The sequence below is a fragment of the Pseudarthrobacter phenanthrenivorans genome (assembly GCF_036455295.1).
Lineage (GTDB): Bacteria > Actinomycetota > Actinomycetes > Actinomycetales > Micrococcaceae > Arthrobacter > Arthrobacter phenanthrenivorans_C.
In genome coordinates, this window is record NZ_JAYXNX010000010.1 from 112,637 (window position 1) to 131,194 (window position 18,558).

The following is an 18,558-nucleotide window of genomic DNA, read 5'->3' on the forward strand; positions in this document are numbered from 1 at the left end:
TAAGTCGACAGTGCGCTTGCTAGGTGAGGTTGATGTGGTGACCATCACACTAGTAAGGTTGCTGTCAGGAATGCAAGCGTTTACATCAAAAAGTTATCAGAGGGGAACCAAATGCCCGACCCGACCGTTCCCCCACCCCGTCACACACCTTCTGCATGGTGGGCCGATGCAGTGGTCTACCAGGTCTACCCCCGGTCCTTCTCGGACGGCAACGGCGACGGGATGGGCGACCTGCGGGGCGTCACGGACCGCCTCCCCTACCTTGAAGAACTCGGTGTGGACGCCGTCTGGCTGTCCCCGTTTTACAAGTCTCCGCAGGCCGACGGCGGGTATGACGTAGCGGACTACAGACAGGTTGACCCCCTTTTTGGTTCCCTGGCCGACTTCGACGCGATGTTGCAGGAGGCTCACCGCCGCGGCCTGAAGGTCATCGTGGACTTGGTTCCCAACCACACCTCGGACGAGCATCAGTGGTTTCGCGAAGCGCTGGCCGCAGCCCCGGGGAGCCCGGAACGGGAACGGTACATCTTCAGGGACGGCAAGGACCAGGTGCCGGGAACCGGCGACGGAAAAAGGGCGCCCAACAACTGGAAATCGGTGTTTGGCGGGCCGGCATGGAGCCGGGTAACTGAGGCCGACGGATCACCGGGCCAGTGGTACCTGCACCTCTTCGACACCAAACAGCCGGACCTCAACTGGGACAATCCGGACGTCCGGGAGGAGATGCGCTCGGTGCTGCGGTTCTGGCTGGACCGCGGCGCGGACGGCTTCCGCGTGGACGTTGCCCACGGCCTGGTCAAGGAGCCGGGACTTCCGGATTGGGACGGTGTGGCGGCGATGGTGGAGGGGACTTCCGTTCCGGGGCGGGAAAGCCACCGTCCGGGGGACGCGCCAGGCGCCCATACGGACGCCGAAGAACCACACAGGGCAGTTTCACCCATGTATCCTCCGTCGCCTTTCTTCGACCAGGACGGGGTGCACGCCATCTACCGTGACTGGAACCGCGTCCTGGCCGAATACGGCGGGGACCGCATGATGGTGGCGGAAGCCTGGGTGGAACCCGCAGAGCGCCTGGCGCGCTACGTCCGCCCCGATGAGATGCAGCAGGCGTTCAACTTCGATTTCCTGCTGGCCGGCTGGGACGCAGAACGCATGGCTGATGCCATTGACGCGTCGCTGGCAGCGGCAGCATCAGTGGGCGCTCCGTGCACCTGGGTGCTTAGCAACCACGACACAGTGCGCCATACCACCCGGTTCGGCCTCAAGGACCCCACCACTTTCCCCAAGGGCATCGGCCCCGGGGACGAACAACCCGATGCCGCCCTTGGCCTTGCGCGGGCCCGCGCCGCCACCCTGGTGGCACTGGCCTTGCCTGGTTCGGCATACCTGTACCAGGGCGAGGAACTGGGCCTTCCGGAACACACCACTCTTCCCGACGCAGCCAGGCAGGATCCGACATTTTTCCGGACCCATGGCGCAGAGATTGGCCGCGACGGCTGCCGGGTGCCCCTGCCATGGGCCGCGGGCCAGCCTGGTTTTGGTTTCTCCGGGACCGTTTCTGCGGAGGCTCCCGCGCCGTGGCTGCCCCAGCCGGACAGCTTCGGCCCCCTGGCAGCGGACCAGCAGGACGGCGAGGAAGGTTCAACGCTGGAGCTGTACCGTGCCGCCCTGGCATTCAGGTCCGCCAAGGGCCTGGGCAGTGGCAGCGTGGAGTGGACCGACGAACACGCGCCGGACAGCGGACTGCTCGCATTCCGAAACGGGGATGTGGTGGTGCTGTCCAACATGGGTTTTGCTTCCGCCCCCGTGCCGGACGGCTGCGCCGTCGTCCTTTCCAGCGGTCCGGAGCCCGCCGGGGACTGGGCCGCCATGCGGGAGGTACCCGTGGACTGCACTGTATATCTGCAGAGCAGGCAGCAACCGCAGGAGCGGCAGAAGCTTGGACCCGCTTAGCGGACGCGCTCGGCTCGGCCGAAACGGGTCCGGGCGCCCGCGCCGATGTGGATGAGAACGGGAATTTCCTTCCCCACAACGGATTCAAGAGCACGAATGAGTTCGGACACCTCGGCTGCAAGCAGGTGCGGAGCCACGCCCTGCCGTGGCAGGAGTCTCACCTTCAGCGCCGGCGAGCCCTTCACGCTGTAGGTGGTGATGGTGGCGCCGGCAAGGTCCGGCCGTCCCTCGAGGGCCTGTTTGAGTGCCTGTTCCGCTACCCCGCCACCGATCCGGACGTCACCGGGAGCCTCGCCGGGATCGTATTCGGCGGCCAGCAGGTTTGACCGTCCCTTCCCCTGCTGGGCGATCCAGGCAACCATGAGTCCCATCAGGGCCAGCAGGGCCAGCGCCATCACGATCCACAGCCAGCTTTCCGGGCCGCCGGGGAAGCGGGTGGAGCTGAAAAGCTCGGTGATGCCGGCCCAGGCGGCCGCGGACCAGGAGTGCCACCAGGGGGCCACCGCGGGAACGGTTGCAAGCAGCACCAGCAGCAGGCCCGATCCCAGGAGGAGCAGTCCAAGCACCGTAAGGAGGATGCGGTTCAGGAGTGCAGGGGTGCTGTTCATGCTCCGATCACCCCCGACGGGGCAACAATGACGCGGGGAACCGGCGCCGGTTCCAGCAGCATGTGGTCCAGCTCGTCGCGGACAGCATCCAACACCCGGTCCTGGTCGACGGGGATACCGGACGTGGGGCGCACATTCACCAGCACCTGCCGCTGGGAGACGACCACCATGACCTGTTCGGGTGTGACGTTCGCGGCCAGCCGGGCACGGCGTGCGAGCGAGGACGCGATGACCTCATCATCCACCACCACCGGCAAACCTTCGACGCCCGCGCCCGCCAGCAAATGACGGGCCCGCTTCCCGGGCAGGAGCCCGTTCAGGAGGAAAATCAGGCCCAGCATGGCCAGCACTCCCCCGATGGCCGCCAGCAACAGCGGGGTGATGCCGGCCGGGAGGTCCACGATGCGCTGGGCCGCAACCTGCGGTTCAATCAGCCACGCGGGCTGGCCAACGGCATGAACGCCGGATTCCAGCACACCATACGCGGCCAGCACCAAGACCAGGGCGGCGGCCGCGACCGAGACGGCGGCCCGGGAAGAATGCGTTTCGCGGTAGAGGACCCTGCGCATATCCGGCCCGTTATTCCTCCGCGACCCGTTGTCCGCGCGGCGGTTGTCCACGCTGCTGCTCACCGCACCCGCCCTCCCGTGTTGACCCTGGCACCGCTGATGCGGATATCGACGCGGCTCAGCCTGGAACCGCTCAGTTCAGAAACTGTTGCCCTAATGCTTGCCTTGGCCCTGACCGTACGCTCCCAGATGGATCCGCCTGCCGCCTCAAGCCGCGCCGGCTCCCGAACGACGGACTGCAATGGCGGGATGCTGATGGGGGCGACGAGGGACAAAGCCAGCAGGCCGTCGTCGTCCGTCCAGTCTGCCCGCACGTCCTCGGCGTCAATGCCCAGGGCCTGTGCCGCCGCTGCCCTGGCAAGGCTGGTCAATGCCTGGGTGCTGATCCGGTTGTGGCCGCTGAGCGCCTGCCCACGAACAACGGGCGCGGGCGAGCTCATGAGGACGAGCGCCGGCCGGTGATGGCGTCGAACACGCCCCGCAAGTCCAGCTTTCCTTCGGCAGCGCGCCCCAGGAGGGCACCGATGGCCATGAAAAGAAGGGAGACAAGGAATCCCCAAAGCCCGAACTGCAGGGACATGAAAGCGACGAAGGCCCCCATGGCCGTACCGGCAACGGTGAGGTTCACAGGAGCGCCTCCCGTTCAGGGGCAGCCGATGAAGTTGGCTTGACCGGCGGGGGCACGTAGACGTCCGTGATCTCGACGTTCACTTCGATGACCTGCAGCCCCACCAGTTCCTCAACCGCACGGTAAACGGCGGCCCGGACCTCATTGGCCAGGGAGTGCAGGGGGGTTCCATAGCTCGCCACCAGGGTGATGTCCACGGCCACCTGCGTTTCCCCCACTTCCGCGTGGACGCCCGCGGCATGGTCTGAACTTCCCACGGCGTCCCGGATGGCGCCCAGGGCTCGGGACGGACCCGAACCCAGCGAATAGACTCCCGGTACCGCCCGGGCAGCGATACCCGCAACCTTGGCCACTGCAGTCTCGGAAATCACCGTCCGGCCCGCGCCCGGAACCGGTCTTGCGGCAGGGCGGTCTGGCACCACGGGTTGTGGGTTCTGGTATTCCATCAGGCACTCCCCCTTCTGTTGCTTCCACCCTATCCCCAGGCTGCGGCACGTGGGCTGGAAACTCCCCGGGGGCCGCAAAGGAAAGGCCGCGAGCCGGCGGGATAACTGGCGGCACAGCCAGGAGGAGCATTAAACGGCCCAGGCGGGAACGTCCCCAAGGACATCCCCGCCTGGGCGGCACCGCGGCAGCGGCAATGCGGTGCTGCCGCGGTACTAATTCATGCCGGCCCTCTTACTTGTAGAGGCCTTCCCCGCCAACCCTGACATTAGTGGGCAGGTAACCGAACGGGCCAAGGCCGTTCCGGCCAAAGCTGCGGTCCACCTGGGTGACGCCGTTCCTGAAGTTGATCTTCACCGTGGGTGACAACGATCCGCCGCGGACGCCGTTGACATTGTCAATGAACGACTGCACCAGGCCACCGGGCTGTACGTAGTGCGAGTAGGCCTGGAACTGGCGGCCATTCTGCTGGCCCGAGATGCTGCCACTCGGGTTGTTGGCGGGCAGGTTGAGGTCGGTGGGCGAGCCGAGCGCCAGGCCGCTGTTGTTCACGGGCTGGAAATCGGAACGGATACCGTCGCCAACGAAGCCATAAACGCCGTCGGGACCGCGCATGCCGGCCGCGTAGGTGAACTGGTGGCTGATCGTGTACAGGTAGTACTTGTTCTTGCCGTTTTCGTTCTGGATGAAGATCTGCGGTCGTTCAGTCTGGTCGTTCACGCAGTTAGCGGAAAGGATGGGCGGCAGGAAGGACCACTTGGTCAGGTCCTTGTTGTCCGCCACCGCCAAACCGACATTCGCGGTCTGGTAGTACGCTCCGCTGTTCTGGACGTCGGTGAGGTTCTCAGCCTTCGGATCGCCGGGCCGGTACCCCAGGTCGTCGCCCTTGCACTGGTAGTCGCCGCGGTTTCCGGCGGTGTTGCCTTCAAACACCATGTACGTCTTGCCCGGGTGGGCCGGATCCACGAACGTGTACGGGTCGCGGAAGGCGAAACCGGGGTTTTGCGCCTTGGTCTGGTACATCTTGCCGTCCGGCTCCAGCAGCTTGGTGTGTTGGAAACCGTCAAACGTGACGCCGTTCTTGTCGGCGTGGATGTTGCCCAGCGCCTTGGCGATGGCCGCGTCGGGAGCGATCCCCCCGCCGCCGGCGTTGCGCTCAGCCACGTCATGGAAGGTGGTGGCCGTGTAGAAGACGTTTACGTGGTCACCCTGCATGAGGCGCGTGGACCCGGACCATTCGGTGTTGCCGATGGAAGTGTTGTCCAGGAAGAGGTGGCCGCCGTAATTCCACTTGTCCTTGGCGGGGTCGGCGTTGGTCTTGCGGAAGAAGTAGCCGATGCGGGCATTCCAGTGGCGCTGGTCGAAGCCGTAACCGGCATGGCGGTCCGCAACGAGGGAAAAGATGACATCCCAGCCCTTGTAGCTGATCTGGTTGGCGTTCTCATCCGTGAGGGACCAGGTATCCCAGACCCAGACGTCGTCATTCATGGCAGGGAAATCCTCGGGGATTTCCGGCATGGTCACATCCGGGCTCATGGAGTTCTGCCCCGGAGCGACGGTGGGGTCGCTCTGCGCCATGATCTGCTTGGCGTCTGCGCGGGTCCACTTGGAGGTGAAGTCCGACGCCGGATCGAAAGCCTGCTGTGTGTGCTTGGTGGGGAGGGCGAAGCCGGGAGTGGGAGCCGGCAGCTGCTGGGTTGCCGGCGGGTCCGACGGCTCGTTGGCCTGGGCGGACGGGACGGCCAGGAACGCCGATGCTGCGACGGCCGTCGCCAGGGCTGCGGCGACGGAACGCCACCGCAGCGTCCGGCGTGATTGGGGGTGCTTGTGCATTGTTGCTCTTCTCGCGGAGTTGTGACTGTTCGTGGAAGACGGGCCGAGGCCCGGGCCCCGGACAACAACGCACCCGGCAACAGCGCAGGCGTCACCGGGGACGCCGTTGTGTGTCGGGGAAATACGGGGCCTGGGTAGGGCCCCGGGCCAAAAAGAAAGCATGCTTTCCCTCAGCCGGCCTCCACGCTAGGCGGAGCGTGCGGAGGATTCCAAACGTGTTTCGAGAGGGAAATCCGGCTACCGGCGAGTAGCATGCAAACGCTTACGCAGCCCAACGCGCGCGCGTGCCACAACGGTTTGGCACCGGTCAATTGTTTCGACGCCGGATGGGCAGTTCCCCTGGGCAGGCGGCCGGTGTTACGGGCGCCACAGCGGTTTGCCAGGTATGCGTGGGGAAACATCGGAAGGAAACGTCCTGCCCTGGGACCAGCAGCGGCTTCGGACCGAAGCAACCCCGTCGGTTGCGCGCCAGTTCTCGCCACGGGCGGGGGCGCCCAAAGCGGAGCCACGCCTGGAAAAGTGGGTCCGGAAAGGGAACGCGCGCGTCGCCGGGAACCGGGTCCTCCGTGTTGGCGGACAGGGCTCGCCGCAGGCCATCGACTGCTCCGTACTTGTCGTTTAGGGGCCGCTAAACGACAAGTACGGAGCAACCGACGGAGGGGGTTTAAATGAAGAAAAGCACCAGTTCCGAAGAACTGATGCTTCCCAGTGGTGGCTCCGACCGGCGTCGATCCGGTGACCTTTCGATTTTCAGTCGAACGCTCTACCAACTGAGCTACAGAGCCTAGGTGACTAGTCACCATGACAGCCGGAATTTCTTCCAACAATCAGAGCGACCCTGACGGGACTTGAACCCGCGACCTCCGCCGTGACAGGGCGGCGCGCTAACCAACTGCGCTACAGGGCCTTGCGTTTCTTGCTTTGCAGTATCTCTACCGCTTTTTTTCAAGGCTTCCAGCCTACCAGACTTTTTCAGTCTGCTTGACCAGTTCCTTGCGTACCCCCAACGGGATTCGAACCCGTGCCGCCGCCGTGAAAGGGCGGTGTCCTAGGCCGCTAGACGATGGGGGCCAGAACCCGTTCGGAGCAAAATAAAAGGCGTCAAGCGGGGCTTTTCGTCTTTGTCCTTCGCGTTTCTCCGAACTGGACTCTAAAACTATAGGGGCTAACCGGGAATAATCCAAAATCCACGAAAAACCGCGCCACTGGGCCCCCGTCCGGGTAAAGATGGACGGATGGATGCCGTAGCAGCGCTCAACGAGATTGCTTTCTGGCTGGAGCGCGGACGCGCGGCCACATTCAAGGTCCAGGCCTTCCGCAAGGCTGCCGCGGCGATCGGCCCCCTTGGTCCGGACGAGGTGGCGGCGCGTGCCCGGACCGGCCGGCTCAAGTCCATGAAGGGGATCGGCGACCGGACCTATGCGGTGATTCGGCAGGCCGTTGATGGGCAGGTCCCCGACTACCTGGCAGACCTTCGCGAGAAGGGTGCCCAGCCGCTGGCCTCCGGGGGCTCGGACCTCCGGGAATCGCTCCGGGGCGACCTGCACAGCCACAGCGAATGGTCCGACGGCGGCTCCCCCATAGAACTGATGCTGGCGGCGGCGGAGGTGCTGGGCAGGGAGTACCTGGCGCTGACGGACCACTCCCCCAACCTCACCATCGCCAACGGCCTCTCTGCCGCGCGCCTGCGGGATCAGCTTGATGTGGTGGCCGGCATCAACAGCAAAGCCGGAGGTACCAGGCTGCTCACCGGAATCGAAGTGGACATCCTGGAGTCCGGCGAGCTGGACCAGGAGCCGGAACTGCTGGAGCGCCTGGACATTGTGGTGGCCAGTGTCCACTCAAAATTGCGCGCGGACCGGAAAACCATGACCACGCGGATGCTGGGCGGCATTCAGGATCCGCGGACCAACGTGCTGGGACACTGCACCGGGCGCCTGGTGGAGGGCTCACGGGGAACCCGGCCACCGTCGGAATTCGATGCCGTGGAAGTGTTTGCGGCGTGCGCGGAACACAATGTGGCGGTCGAGATCAATTCCCGGCCGGAGCGGCAGGACCCGCCCGACGCCCTGATCCAGCTGGCCCTGGAGGCAGGCTGCCTGTTTTCGATAGACAGCGATGCCCACGCACCGGGGCAGCTGGACTTCCTGCAGTACGGCGCGGAGCGTGCGGCCCGCAACAACGTCCCGGCTGACCGGATCATCACCACCTGGCCTGTGGACAAGCTGCTTGCCTGGGCAGGCTGACCGGAAGTCCGCGCAGAGGCTGGGACCGGCGTGGCCATTTTCCGCCAGCCCGGCATCCCGTCCAGCCGTAGATTGTTCTTATGCCTTCAACCAGTCCCGCCCGCGAACCCCTCACCCCACCATCGGTGCCCCCTGCACCTGTCAAGGCCCTTGGCGTGGCGGCCATGGTGGTCACAGTTGTGCTGTGGGCGTCGGCGTTCGTGGGCATCAGGGCCATCGGCCCGTACTTCTCACCCGGCTCGCTGACGCTGGGCCGGCTGGGGATTGCCGCCGTCGCCCTCGCCTTTGTGGTGGTGCCGCAACTGCTCAGGACCCGGCTGTTGCCTACGGGCCGGGAGTGGCTTCCCATCCTGGCTTACGGGGTGATGTGGTTTGGCGGCTACAACGTGGCGCTGAATGCTGCGGAGCACATCCTGGATGCCGGCACCAGTGCCCTGCTGATCAACGTCAACCCAATCCTGGTGGCCATCATGGCCGGCATCTTCCTCAAGGAGGGATTTCCGCGCTGGCTGCTCATTGGCAGCACCGTGGCATTTGCGGGAGTCGCGCTCATCGCCCTTGGTTCCGGACAGCCGCGCACCCCCGGGGAAAGTTCGACGGCGGACCTGGCCGGCGTGGCGCTTTGCCTCCTTGCCGCGGTGCTCGCCGCAGTCAGCGTCATCATCCAGAAGCCGGTGGTGCGGAAATTCCCGGCGGCCCAGGCCACCTGGTTCGGGATTGTGGTGGGAGCGCTGTGCTGCCTGCCCTTCGCAGGGCAGCTGGCATCCGAAGTCCAGGCTGCCCCAGTTCAGGCCACACTCGGGCTGGTGTACCTGGGCGTCTTTCCCACAGCTATCGCCTTCACCACCTGGGCCTACGCGTTATCCCTGGTGGACGCCGGGAAGCTGGCAGCCACCACGTACCTGGTTCCCGGCACCACCGTTTTGATCTCCTGGCTGCTGCTGGGTGAGATTCCCACCATCTGGGGCCTGGTGGGCGGCCTGGTGTGCCTGGCGGGAGTGGGGCTGACCCGGCGCAGGACCGGGACTGACAGGACGGCGGAAAGGCCCCGGAAAGAAAGGGGCCGTCGGCCCCTCCGGCGCTAAAGTCGGAATATGCCAGCCACCCTCCCGCCGGGTTTGCCCATTATTCCCCCGCCGCCTGACGGACCCGGGGACGGGAACCGGCCCCGCCCCAGACAGGCACCAGGCTTCACCTTGTCACCGGACGAGTTCGAATCGGCTGTCCGGGATGCACTGGACAGCATCCCCGCAAAGCTGGCCCAGGCCATGGACAACGTTGCGGTCTTCATCGACGATGACTACATTCCCGGCCCCGGGGAAGACCCGGACACCGTGCTGTTGGGATTGTATGAGGGGGTTCCCCTAACGGAACGCGACTCATGGTGGGACGCCGGGTCCCTGCCGGACCGGATAACAATCTTCCGCCAACCGATCCTGAAGATCTGCACCTCACGGGAAGACGTGATCCACGAGGTGGCCGTGACTGTGGTGCACGAAGTCGCCCACCACTTCGGCATTTCCGACACGCGGCTGCACGAGCTGGGCTGGGGCTAGCCTTGTAGCCATGGGACACGACCACAGCCACAGCCACGGGATCACCGCCACGGGACGGCACCGCAAACGCCTTGTGGCCGTCCTGGGAATCACCCTTGGCGTGGTGGTGATCCAGATTGTGGGCGCGGCGTTCTCCGGCTCCCTCTCCCTGCTCGCCGACGCCGGCCACATGCTCTCGGACGCAGCCGGCGTCACCATCGCACTGCTGGCCGCGTGGATTGCCGGCCGCCCCGCCAGCGACCAGCGGACCTACGGCTACCAGCGCGCCGAAGTCCTGGCAGCCCTGGCCAACGCCCTGATCCTGATCGTGATCTCCGTGGTCATCTTCACCGAGGCGATCCGGCGGTTCGGTGCGCCACCGGAAGTCCACACGGACATCATGCTCTTCGCCGCCGTCCTGGGCGCGGTGGCCAACCTGGCCTCGCTCCTCATCCTGCGCACGGCCCAGGATGAGAGCCTGAACGTCCGCGGCGCCTACCTGGAGGTGCTCGGCGACCTCCTGGGCTCGGTGGCCGTCATCATCGCCGCCGTGGTGATCATGCTGACCGGATTCCAGGCGGCGGACACCATCGCATCCGTGCTGATCGCGCTGATGATCCTGCCGCGGGCATGGAGTTTGCTGCGCGACGTGGTGGACGTGCTGCTGGAGGCCAGCCCAAAAGGGGTGGAGGTGCAGATGATCCGTGAGCACATCCTTTCGGTGGCCGGGGTGACCGATGTGCACGACATCCACATCTGGACCATCACCTCAGGGGTGCCGGTGTTCTCTGCCCACGTGGTGGTGGAGGACGGGGTGCTCAACGCCCGGGGTGCCGACCAGTTGCTGGACAAGCTCATCACCTGCCTGGGCTCGCATTTCGACACTGACCACTGCACGTTCCAGCTGGAGCCTGCAAGCCACTCGGACCACGAAGCACATCAACACGCCTAGGCCGACACACCCCCGCATATTCCGCCGCGAATCACATTGTTGTGGTTTATGTTATTGATGTGACTGCTGTTGCCAATGTGCAAAGCCTCACGTAACCTCAGACTGCTGGCGAGCAGCTGAGGGGCACCGTCGTGCCGCATCCAGAACCTCACTCCCAGCCTTACCGTTGCGAGGACTCTGCAGATGGCTTTATCCGGATCGGGCCGCAGGACGGCCGTGCTTTGCGCCGCCGTCGTACTCTTTGCATCTGTGGCAACACCGGCAGCCGCCGTACCGGCGATGTCCTCTCCCCTGGCCGTTCCGGCGTCGCCGGAAATTCCTTCACCCGAGGACATTGCCGCGGCCAAGGCCAGCGAGTCCGCTACGGCCGACGAGGTCACCAGGATCGAGGGGATTCTGGCTGACGCGGCCACCTCCCAGCAGGCGGCGTTCGCGGTGGCGATGCAGGCCAACAATGCCTACAGCGAAGCTTTGGTGGAGCTGCAGCAGAGGACCGAGGCGGCATCCGTTGCCTCCGCCAAGGCCGCGTCCGCACGCGAGCAGCAGGACAAGACCCGGAAGCAGGTGGGGCAGCTCGCCGGCGACCTGTACCGCAACGGCGGCCTGAACCCCACCCTTGGAACCCTGGCGAGCGGGGGCGAGAGCATGCAGCAGGCCGCCACGCTTGAGGCTCTCTCGGCAAGCCGCAGCCGCGCCTTTGATGCTGCTGACGCCGCCGCTACCGCTTACCGTTCCCTCACGGCAGCGGCTGACGATGCCACCAAGGCTGCCGCTGATGCGGCGAAAACTGCGGAGCAGCGAAAGTCCGAGGCTGAACAGGCAAACGCTGCGCAGGTCAAAGCGGTGGCCGACGCCAAAGCACAGCGGACCGTCCTGGTGGACCAGTTGGCACAGCTCCGCAACACCACGGCGGCGCTGGAGTCAGCCCGTGTGGATGCCCTTGACCGGCAACGTGAAGAGGCACGCCTCGCCGCGCTTTCCGCCGCCGCTGACAAGGCGGCCCAGGACAAGGCGGCCCAGGACAGCGCTGCCCAAAACCCGGGGGCCCGGAACCAGCCGGCCGCGCAAACCAACTCCGGGCAGGCCGCCGCCCCTGCGGCTCCGGCCCCTGCAGCACCCGCCCCAGCCGCGCCCCCCGCGCCCGCAGCACCCGCACCAGCAGATCCAGCGCCTGCCCCGGTTGCCCCGGCCCCCGCGCCTGCTCCCCCGGCTGATCCGGCACCCGCACCGGCCCCGCCTGCTCCGGCTGCGCCTGCTCCGGTTGCCCCGGCGCCCGCGCCCGCCCCTGCTCCTTCGACCGGTTCAGGCACCTACGATGTAGCCATTTCCGTTGCCTTGGGCAAGGTCGGCGCGCCGTACTACTACCAGTGGGGCGGGACGGGCGTATACGGCTTCGACTGCTCGGGACTGGTCCAGAACGCATTCGCCGCCGCCGGCATGTACCTTCCGCGCACGGCGTCCCAGCAATATGCGGCGGCCCCGGTACACGTGCCGATCTCGCAGGCCCGCCGCGGCGACCTGCTGGTCTGGGGTTCGGCGCCAAACTTCTACCATGTGGCCATCTACCTCGGGAACGGCCAGGTGGTGCAGGCACTCAACCCGCAGGAAGGCATCACCGTCTCATCCATCAGTTCAATGGTGGGGATGGACCTCTACCCTTACGCAGCCCGCTACTGAGCTGGGGGGTGAGCTGCCGGGGGTGGTCTGCGGAAGCAGGCCGTTCCGCCGTCGTCAGCTCAAAATGTCCTTGGTGACGAACCGGCCGTAGGCGAGCGCACCGAACACTGCCACGTAGCCGGCCTGCAGCAGGGCGTTGCTGCCGAAGGAATCCCACACCATGGGCTGGCGCAGCATATCCCCGAAACCAAGCCAGTAATGGCTGAACAGCCACGGGTGCAGCCACTCCAGCTGCGGCAGCTGGTCCAGGACCTGGGAGACCACGGACACCACCACGGTGGCTGCCATCGCCCCCACCGGAACCACTGTCATGGTGGACAGGAACAGTCCGATTGCGGACAAGCCGGCCAGGGATACTGCCAGGTAGGCGGCGATCAGCACGATCCGGAGGGCCGCTTCGGGCGGTTGCACCACCCCGCCGGAGAGCAGCGTCACCGGACCTACGGGGAAGAGCGCCGCGCCGATGGCAGCCCCCGCGACGCCCACGGTCAACGGGGCGACGATACAGAAAGCCAGGGCGCCCGCGTACTTGACCAGGAGCAACCGCACCCGCCCGGCCGGCGCCACCAACAGGTAGCGCAGGGTCCCCAGGTTCGCCTCCCCGGCAATCGTGTCCCCGGCCACCACCCCCACCGCGAGCGGCATGAACAACGGAACCGACACCAGCATGGCGGTGAAGGCCACGAACAGCCCGTTTTGGGTAATCCGGTCCAGGAAGGCAGGCCCGCGGCCCGGCGGCACCGCAGAGGAGACCCTGACCGCAATGGCTATGAGCACCGGAATTGCAGCGAGAGCCAGGAGCAGAGCCCATGTCCGCCGGCGGCCGAACAGGACCTTGAGTTCCGACCCGAGCAGGGACAGCCCGGAACTGCGCGGCGCTGCAGCCTGCCGGGCAGTTCCTGCGGCTTCGGGTACGTCGGCGGGGACACTACTGGGCAACGTCGAATCCTTCCCCGGTGAGGGCAACAAAGCGGTCCTCAAGGCTTTCACGTTCGACGGCGAAGCCCCGGACGCGCACACCGGCCTGCACCAGCTGCGCCACGACGTCCTCGGGGAGCAGCGCCTGCTGTTTGGCATCGGCTCCGAGCGCCGCCACGACGGTCTCGCCGTCAGGCTGGGGCCGCAGGCCGCCCGGCAGTCCCGGTGCGGGGCCGCCGGGTTCAACCTGTTGGGGCCTGGGCTGGCCGGCTCCCGGCTGTGCGGGCTTTGGCGCCAGGCCCAACCGGGCCAGGACCTGCCGGGCCATACCGCCGTCGGGCGTCACCAACCGGAGCCGTGCGTTCCCGGCCTGCCGCAGCTCAGCAAGGGGGCCCTGGGCCACCAGCCTGCCCGCGCTCATGACGGCAGCGTGCGTGCACATCTGGTCCACCTCGGCCAGCAGGTGGCTGGACACAAAAACCGTGGTCCCCTCATTCGCCAGGGAGCGGACCAGGTTGCGGACTTCCCGCGTCCCTTGCGGGTCCAGCCCGTTGGTGGGTTCGTCCAGTACCAGCAGGTCCCGTGGCGACAGCAACGCGTTGGCGATGCCCAGCCGCTGCTTCATGCCCAGGGAATACGCGTGTACCCGCTTCCCCGCGGCGTGTTCCAGACCCACGCGCTCCAAGGCGCGCTCCACGCGTGCCCTGCGCGTGGAGGGCACGGTGTGGGGGCCTGCAGCATCCAGCCGGTGAAGATTCGCAGCGCCGGACAGAAAGGGGTAGAAGGCCGGCCCTTCCACCAGGGCACCAACGTGCGGAAGTATCTCGTGGAGCTTGTCCGGCATCGCTTGCCCAAGCAGGCTGACCGTCCCTGAGGTCGCGGCTGCAAGGCCCAGCAGCATGCGGATGGTGGTGGTCTTGCCGGAGCCGTTGGGGCCAAGGAACCCGAAGACCGTCCCGTGCGGGACGGCCAGGTCCACATGGTCGACGGCGGCCTGCCGGCCAAAGTGCTTGCTCAGGCCGCGGGTCTCGATGGCCAGTCCGCCGGACAACGCGCCGCTCATCCGTTTGGTCCCTGCCCCGCGGCCACTGCCCGTTCGGCCACCACTTATTGGGCCGCTGCTGCTGCTGACTGCAGCCTCTCCGCCGGCACCATTCCCGCGAAGATCCTGCCGTCGTCGGTGATCAGAACATTGAGCAGGGCGGTGGACAGCAGCCGTCCGCCGGGGACGGCGACGGCGGCCTGGGACAGGAGCGGGTCCTTCAGCAGGGATCCTGCCGCCGAAGCGGAACCGCGCAGGGTGCCCACCACGGTCTCCCATCCCGTTCCGGTCACGGATACGTTGCCTTTGGCGTTGCCGTGCATTGCTCCGGGGGTGTGGGCGCCGGAGGGATCGTGGGGCTTATCCGGAACCGGAAGTTCCTTGACCGTGCTGCCCGGCGGCGGGGTGAAGGCGAAGACGGACGCGTCCGGCGCCTCCAGCGAGAGGCTGGTGAATTGGGAAACGAATGCCGGCGTGCCTGCTCCGCGTGCCGTCACCTGGACGGACAGGGGCATGCCGTTTTCGCCGTCGACGGCGATGGCCACCTTGCCCACCAGGGTGCCGTCAGTGCGTGGCTCGATCAGCAGGTTGTAGGCGGCCCGTCCGGCTACGGAAACGTCCGGTCCCACTGAAACGGCAGTGGTGGGGTCAATCCTGGACAGGAACTGCTGGGCAATGTCGGCAGGTGTGTGCACGCCGGCCCCCTGATGCTCCTTCGGCTGCGCTGGGTCCTGGACGTGCGCCGGCAGCGTGGCATGTTCTGCCGTGTTGTCCTTGGAGGAATAGAACCAGACGTCACTGCCGTGGCGGACCACGTCCCGTTCGGCGAGTTGATCCATCACCTGGATGCGGGCGTTGTCCTTGCCGTCCACGAAGAGGCGGGCGCTGTGCTTGCCGGAGAGCAGTTCAATCACCGAAGCCACGCTGCCAGGGGCCGCAGGCCCTGCAGGCTTTCCGGCTGCAGGCAGCTCCGGCAGCTCCAGGTCTGCAGACTGTTCGACGGTCCCGGAGAACGCGCGCACCTGATGGCCCGCTGCGAGTTCCAGGACCTGGGCAGGTGTCTTGGCCGGCAATGGGTTGCTGGCGCCTGCCGGCAGGGACCCGGCGAGTGAGGCCGCGGCAATAACCACCGGGGCCACCGCGGCAGGCAGCCACCGCAGCCACGGCCGGCGGCGCCGTGCGCCATCACCGTGCATCCGTGCAGGTTGCGTTTGCGTTTGTTGCGACTGTCCGCTGGAGTCCAGCTTGTCGGAGCCCATAGGTAAAGACTACGCCCGAACCTGGGGGTCTGGGTGGCCCTCCCAACTACCCGTCATGGAACGTTGGGGAAGGTTCCGGCACCACGGTTCCCGCACCGCCGTCGACCGTTATTCTTTGCCCGGTGGCAATTGCGCTGGTGGCATCCGGGACCCCAACGACGGCGGGGATGCCGTATTCCCTGGCCACGACAGCGCCGTGTGAATTGGCGCCCCCCATCTCCATCACCAGCCCTCCGGCGGTCAGGAACAGCGGGGTCCAGCCGGGATCGGTGGACGGGGCCACCAGGATTTCACCCGGCTCAAGGCGTGCTCCGACAGGATCCAGGATGACACGGGCCACACCGGTCACCGTTCCGGCCGACGCGGGGCTGCCTGCAAGGGTCCCTTCCGCCGCTTGTCCGACGGCGGTGCGCACCGCTTCGGGTTCGGTGCCGTCCGAGAGCAGCACCCTGGGGATGCGCCGGCGCCTGAGCTCCCGCTCGTAGTCGTGCTGCCGTGCGGCAACGAGGGTACGAAGGTCCGGGCCATGGGTCCCGTGGTCAGCATTGCCGGTCACTGCCTGGCGGACTTCGCCAAAGTCCAGGAAGAACACGTCGTCAGGGCTGTCGATCCTGCCCGACTGTGCCAGCTCCGCGCCCACCAGGAGCAGTTGGCGCCGGATTTCCGCGAGGCCAAGAACCAGATGGTATTTGGGCAGTTCGCGCAGGCCGGCGAATAAACGTGCCCTGTCCAGGGCGGCCCGCACCAGCCTTCCCCTGATCCTGCTGCGCGCCGCGGCCTGGGCAACGAGCCGGTCCACCTGTGCTTCCGCTTCCTCGGCGGCCTTGCTGAACTGGACGTCAGGCGCCAGGGCCGGATCCTTTAGCCGGAGGTAATTGGCAAGGATGCCCAAAATGTGCGCGGGATCCTCGGACCAGCGTGGCAGCCCGAGGTCGATCTCGCCCACGGCCCGGTGCCCGTAGGCGCCGAGGAACCTGGCCAGTGCGGCGTCCAGGCGCGCGGGCAGCTCCCCGGCGTGGAACGCAGCCGCGAGGACATCGGGCCGGCCGGCGATCAGGACGGCACGGGACTGGGGGTCGTCGCGGATGGCCTTTGCCAGGTCCCACAGCTCCAGGTCCATTTCCGTGGTGACATTGTTCGGCAGTCCGCGGATCACCGGCTGCAGTTCGTTCCACGCCGTCCCGCCCAACAGTTTTCCCGCAAGGCCCAACATGGCGAACCCCACCGCGGGAAGGGGAAGGATGGCCGGGACGATTCCGAAGAGGCGTGAGCCAAGGAGTAACTCGGCATGGTCCAGTCGTGCCAGGGGCCCGGCGCCTGCCCCCGGCCCCAGCGACGCCTCGAATTCCCGCGTGAACCGCTCCACCCGCCGGAGGGCAGGTTCCGGCCGGACCAGGGCATGAAGCAAAGTGCCTGGCACTTTCGCCCGGGCTGCCACAGGCACGACGTGGTGCAGCAGGCCGAACGGCGTCCGCGTGGTTACGGAAAAGGCCGGGTCCTCGAACAACTGCCGCATGACCGCTGCCGTCCGTGCCTCCATGATGTCGAAAACCCGGGGAACGAGTTGGCGGCCAATGCTGCTGCGGATGGGGGTGGTGAAGTCGACGTAGATCCGCTGGCCGGCTTCAGCGTAGGGTGACGGTCCGCGTCGGGGATCAGGAACAGGAAATCCTGCGGCTGTCGCTACCGAGGATGCGATGAGGCGGACAGCCGCGAGCCCCATGGGCGTGAGCGGCCGGGTAAGCCCCTGCGCCAGGCTGAAGCAAAGGTACGCCCGGGTACCGCCGGCCGGGGAACCGCGATGCCGGACATTGCCCGCCGCACCGTTGCTCCGGGGGACCGGGTACAGGGTGGTGATCGGCCTGGACTGGGTTAGCCACAGATTGCCGCCCCGGTCGATAGCCCACTCGGTGTCCTGTGGGGCACCGAAATGCTCCTGCGCCTGAAGCCCCAGCCGCACCAGCGCGGCAACCTGGCTGTCCGCCAAGCAGGCGGTGTCCCGCGCGGCGGACACTGCCCTGGCTCCGGTTCCGCCACCGGGAAGCGCCGTTACCTCCACGCTCTTGTCCCCGACCTCGCGTTCCAGCACCGCACCGGTCAGGGCGTCCACCACGAAATGGTCCGGATTGACTGCGCCGGAGACAACAGCCTCACCGAGGCCCGGGGTGGCGTCGATGGCCACCTGCCTGCGGCTGCCCGTGAGCGGGTTTGCCGTGAACATCACTCCCGCCGCAGCAGCATCCACCATATGTTGGACCACCACCGCAAGGGCCACGCCGGCCGGATCGATCTCAAGGCTGGCCCGGTAGGCGGTTGCCCGCTCCGTCCACAGCGACGCCCAGCATCGGCGGACTGCGTCAAGCACCGCCGGCGCCCCCACGACATTGAGGTAGGTATCCTGCTGCCCGGCAAAGCTGGCGAACGGAAGGTCCTCGGCCGTGGCGGAGGACCTCACAGCCACCGGAACATCCGGGCCCATGGCGGCGTAGGCCCGTTCCACGGCCGCGGAAACCGCCGCCGGGACCGGAGCTGCCAGGACCGCTGCGCGCGCCGTGCCAGCCAGTTCCTCCAGTTGGTCCGGCCCCAACCCACCGCCACCCGCGGCAAGCGCAGCGTAGACCCCGGCCAGCGCAGGAAGCGGGGCGTTGGGAGCGCCGGTTACCTGCCGATAACCCGCGGTGGTCACGCAGAACCCGTCCGGAACAGGCAAACCGGCGGACAGCAGTTCTCCCAGGTTGGCGGCCTTGCCGCCCACCTGCGCCAGCATCCCCGCGTCGACACGGCCCAATTCCAGCACCAGCGCGGTGTCAGTGGTGGTGCCGGCCAACGCTGGCCCTTGCTGTTCCATGCCTGCCTTAGGTCCGAAAATACCTGGGTCCGGACGGCCCTGGAGC

At 66.8% G+C, this 18,558-nt stretch carries 16 protein-coding genes and 3 tRNA genes; 6 read left to right on the top strand and 13 right to left on the bottom strand.

Going from position 1 to position 18,558, the window contains the following annotated elements:
• Positions 1 to 111: 111 nt before the first annotated feature.
• Positions 112 to 1,953, top strand: a complete 1,842-nt coding sequence (locus tag VXJ37_RS14350) for a glycoside hydrolase family 13 protein (RefSeq protein ID WP_331323704.1) — start codon at positions 112 to 114, stop codon at positions 1,951 to 1,953.
• Here the strand turns inward: VXJ37_RS14350 and VXJ37_RS14355 are convergent.
• From VXJ37_RS14355 to VXJ37_RS14395, 9 genes are all read right to left on the bottom strand, one after another.
• Positions 1,950 to 2,561: a hypothetical protein gene (locus VXJ37_RS14355; protein WP_331323705.1), complete on the bottom strand. Its 612-nt coding sequence runs from the start codon at positions 2,559 to 2,561 to the stop codon at positions 1,950 to 1,952. The two genes, VXJ37_RS14350 and VXJ37_RS14355, sit on opposite strands and share 4 nt — an antisense overlap.
• Complete coding sequence (locus tag VXJ37_RS14360) at positions 2,558 to 3,193, bottom strand: hypothetical protein (RefSeq protein ID WP_331323706.1); 636 nt, start codon at positions 3,191 to 3,193, stop codon at positions 2,558 to 2,560. The genes VXJ37_RS14355 and VXJ37_RS14360 overlap by 4 nt, the downstream gene beginning before the upstream one ends.
• Positions 3,190 to 3,570, bottom strand: coding sequence for a hypothetical protein (locus tag VXJ37_RS14365; protein ID WP_331323707.1), 381 nt, complete (start codon positions 3,568 to 3,570; stop codon positions 3,190 to 3,192). The genes VXJ37_RS14360 and VXJ37_RS14365 overlap by 4 nt, the downstream gene beginning before the upstream one ends.
• Positions 3,567 to 3,758 carry a hypothetical protein gene (locus tag VXJ37_RS14370; RefSeq protein ID WP_331323708.1) on the bottom strand — a complete coding sequence of 64 codons (192 nt, stop codon included), beginning with the start codon at positions 3,756 to 3,758 and terminating at the stop codon, positions 3,567 to 3,569. Before VXJ37_RS14370 ends, VXJ37_RS14365 begins: the two co-directional genes overlap by 4 nt.
• The gene (locus VXJ37_RS14375) at positions 3,755 to 4,204 is read right to left on the bottom strand and encodes an Asp23/Gls24 family envelope stress response protein (RefSeq protein ID WP_331323709.1); all 450 of its coding nucleotides are present in this window, start codon (positions 4,202 to 4,204) and stop codon (positions 3,755 to 3,757) included. Before VXJ37_RS14375 ends, VXJ37_RS14370 begins: the two co-directional genes overlap by 4 nt.
• Positions 4,205 to 4,436: 232 nt before the next feature.
• Positions 4,437 to 6,035, bottom strand: coding sequence for a glycoside hydrolase family 68 protein (locus tag VXJ37_RS14380; RefSeq protein ID WP_331323710.1), 1,599 nt, complete (start codon positions 6,033 to 6,035; stop codon positions 4,437 to 4,439).
• Positions 6,036 to 6,744: 709 nt separating this feature from the next.
• Positions 6,745 to 6,820: transfer RNA gene (locus tag VXJ37_RS14385), tRNA-Phe, on the bottom strand.
• A gap of 48 nt (positions 6,821 to 6,868) precedes the next feature.
• A tRNA-Asp gene (locus VXJ37_RS14390) sits at positions 6,869 to 6,942 on the bottom strand.
• A 91-nt stretch (positions 6,943 to 7,033) separates the two neighbouring features.
• Positions 7,034 to 7,106 (bottom strand) — tRNA-Glu (locus VXJ37_RS14395).
• Between the two features lie 164 nt (positions 7,107 to 7,270).
• On the opposite strand from VXJ37_RS14395, the gene VXJ37_RS14400 reads away from it, so the two are divergent.
• The 5 genes from VXJ37_RS14400 (at position 7,271) to VXJ37_RS14420 (ending at position 12,445) form a co-directional block, all read left to right on the top strand.
• Entirely contained in the window at positions 7,271 to 8,281 is a 1,011-nt protein-coding gene (locus tag VXJ37_RS14400; RefSeq protein ID WP_331323711.1) for a PHP domain-containing protein, read from the top strand.
• 80 nt (positions 8,282 to 8,361) lie between these two features.
• The gene (locus VXJ37_RS14405; RefSeq protein WP_331323712.1) at positions 8,362 to 9,366 is read left to right on the top strand and encodes a DMT family transporter; all 1,005 of its coding nucleotides are present in this window, start codon (positions 8,362 to 8,364) and stop codon (positions 9,364 to 9,366) included.
• Between the two features lie 9 nt (positions 9,367 to 9,375).
• Positions 9,376 to 9,837, top strand: coding sequence for a metallopeptidase family protein (locus tag VXJ37_RS14410; protein ID WP_331323713.1), 462 nt, complete (start codon positions 9,376 to 9,378; stop codon positions 9,835 to 9,837).
• A 10-nt stretch (positions 9,838 to 9,847) separates the two neighbouring features.
• Positions 9,848 to 10,768, top strand: coding sequence for a cation diffusion facilitator family transporter (locus VXJ37_RS14415; RefSeq protein ID WP_331323714.1), 921 nt, complete (start codon positions 9,848 to 9,850; stop codon positions 10,766 to 10,768).
• A 183-nt stretch (positions 10,769 to 10,951) separates the two neighbouring features.
• Positions 10,952 to 12,445 carry a C40 family peptidase gene (locus tag VXJ37_RS14420; protein WP_331323715.1) on the top strand — a complete coding sequence of 498 codons (1,494 nt, stop codon included), beginning with the start codon at positions 10,952 to 10,954 and terminating at the stop codon, positions 12,443 to 12,445.
• Positions 12,446 to 12,499: 54 nt separating this feature from the next.
• Here the strand turns inward: VXJ37_RS14420 and VXJ37_RS14425 are convergent, their stop codons facing one another.
• The 4 genes from VXJ37_RS14425 to VXJ37_RS14440 all read right to left on the bottom strand — a co-directional run bounded on the left by VXJ37_RS14425 (position 12,500) and on the right by VXJ37_RS14440 (position 18,512).
• Entirely contained in the window at positions 12,500 to 13,384 is an 885-nt protein-coding gene (locus VXJ37_RS14425; RefSeq protein WP_331323716.1) for an ABC transporter permease, read from the bottom strand.
• Positions 13,374 to 14,426, bottom strand: coding sequence for an ABC transporter ATP-binding protein (locus VXJ37_RS14430; protein ID WP_331323717.1), 1,053 nt, complete (start codon positions 14,424 to 14,426; stop codon positions 13,374 to 13,376). The genes VXJ37_RS14425 and VXJ37_RS14430 overlap by 11 nt, the downstream gene beginning before the upstream one ends.
• 44 nt (positions 14,427 to 14,470) lie before the next feature.
• Positions 14,471 to 15,601: a LolA family protein gene (locus VXJ37_RS14435; protein WP_331323718.1), complete on the bottom strand. Its 1,131-nt coding sequence runs from the start codon at positions 15,599 to 15,601 to the stop codon at positions 14,471 to 14,473.
• A gap of 109 nt (positions 15,602 to 15,710) precedes the next feature.
• Positions 15,711 to 18,512 carry a PEP/pyruvate-binding domain-containing protein gene (locus VXJ37_RS14440; RefSeq protein ID WP_331323719.1) on the bottom strand — a complete coding sequence of 934 codons (2,802 nt, stop codon included), beginning with the start codon at positions 18,510 to 18,512 and terminating at the stop codon, positions 15,711 to 15,713.
• Between the last annotated feature and the right edge of the window lie 46 nt (positions 18,513 to 18,558).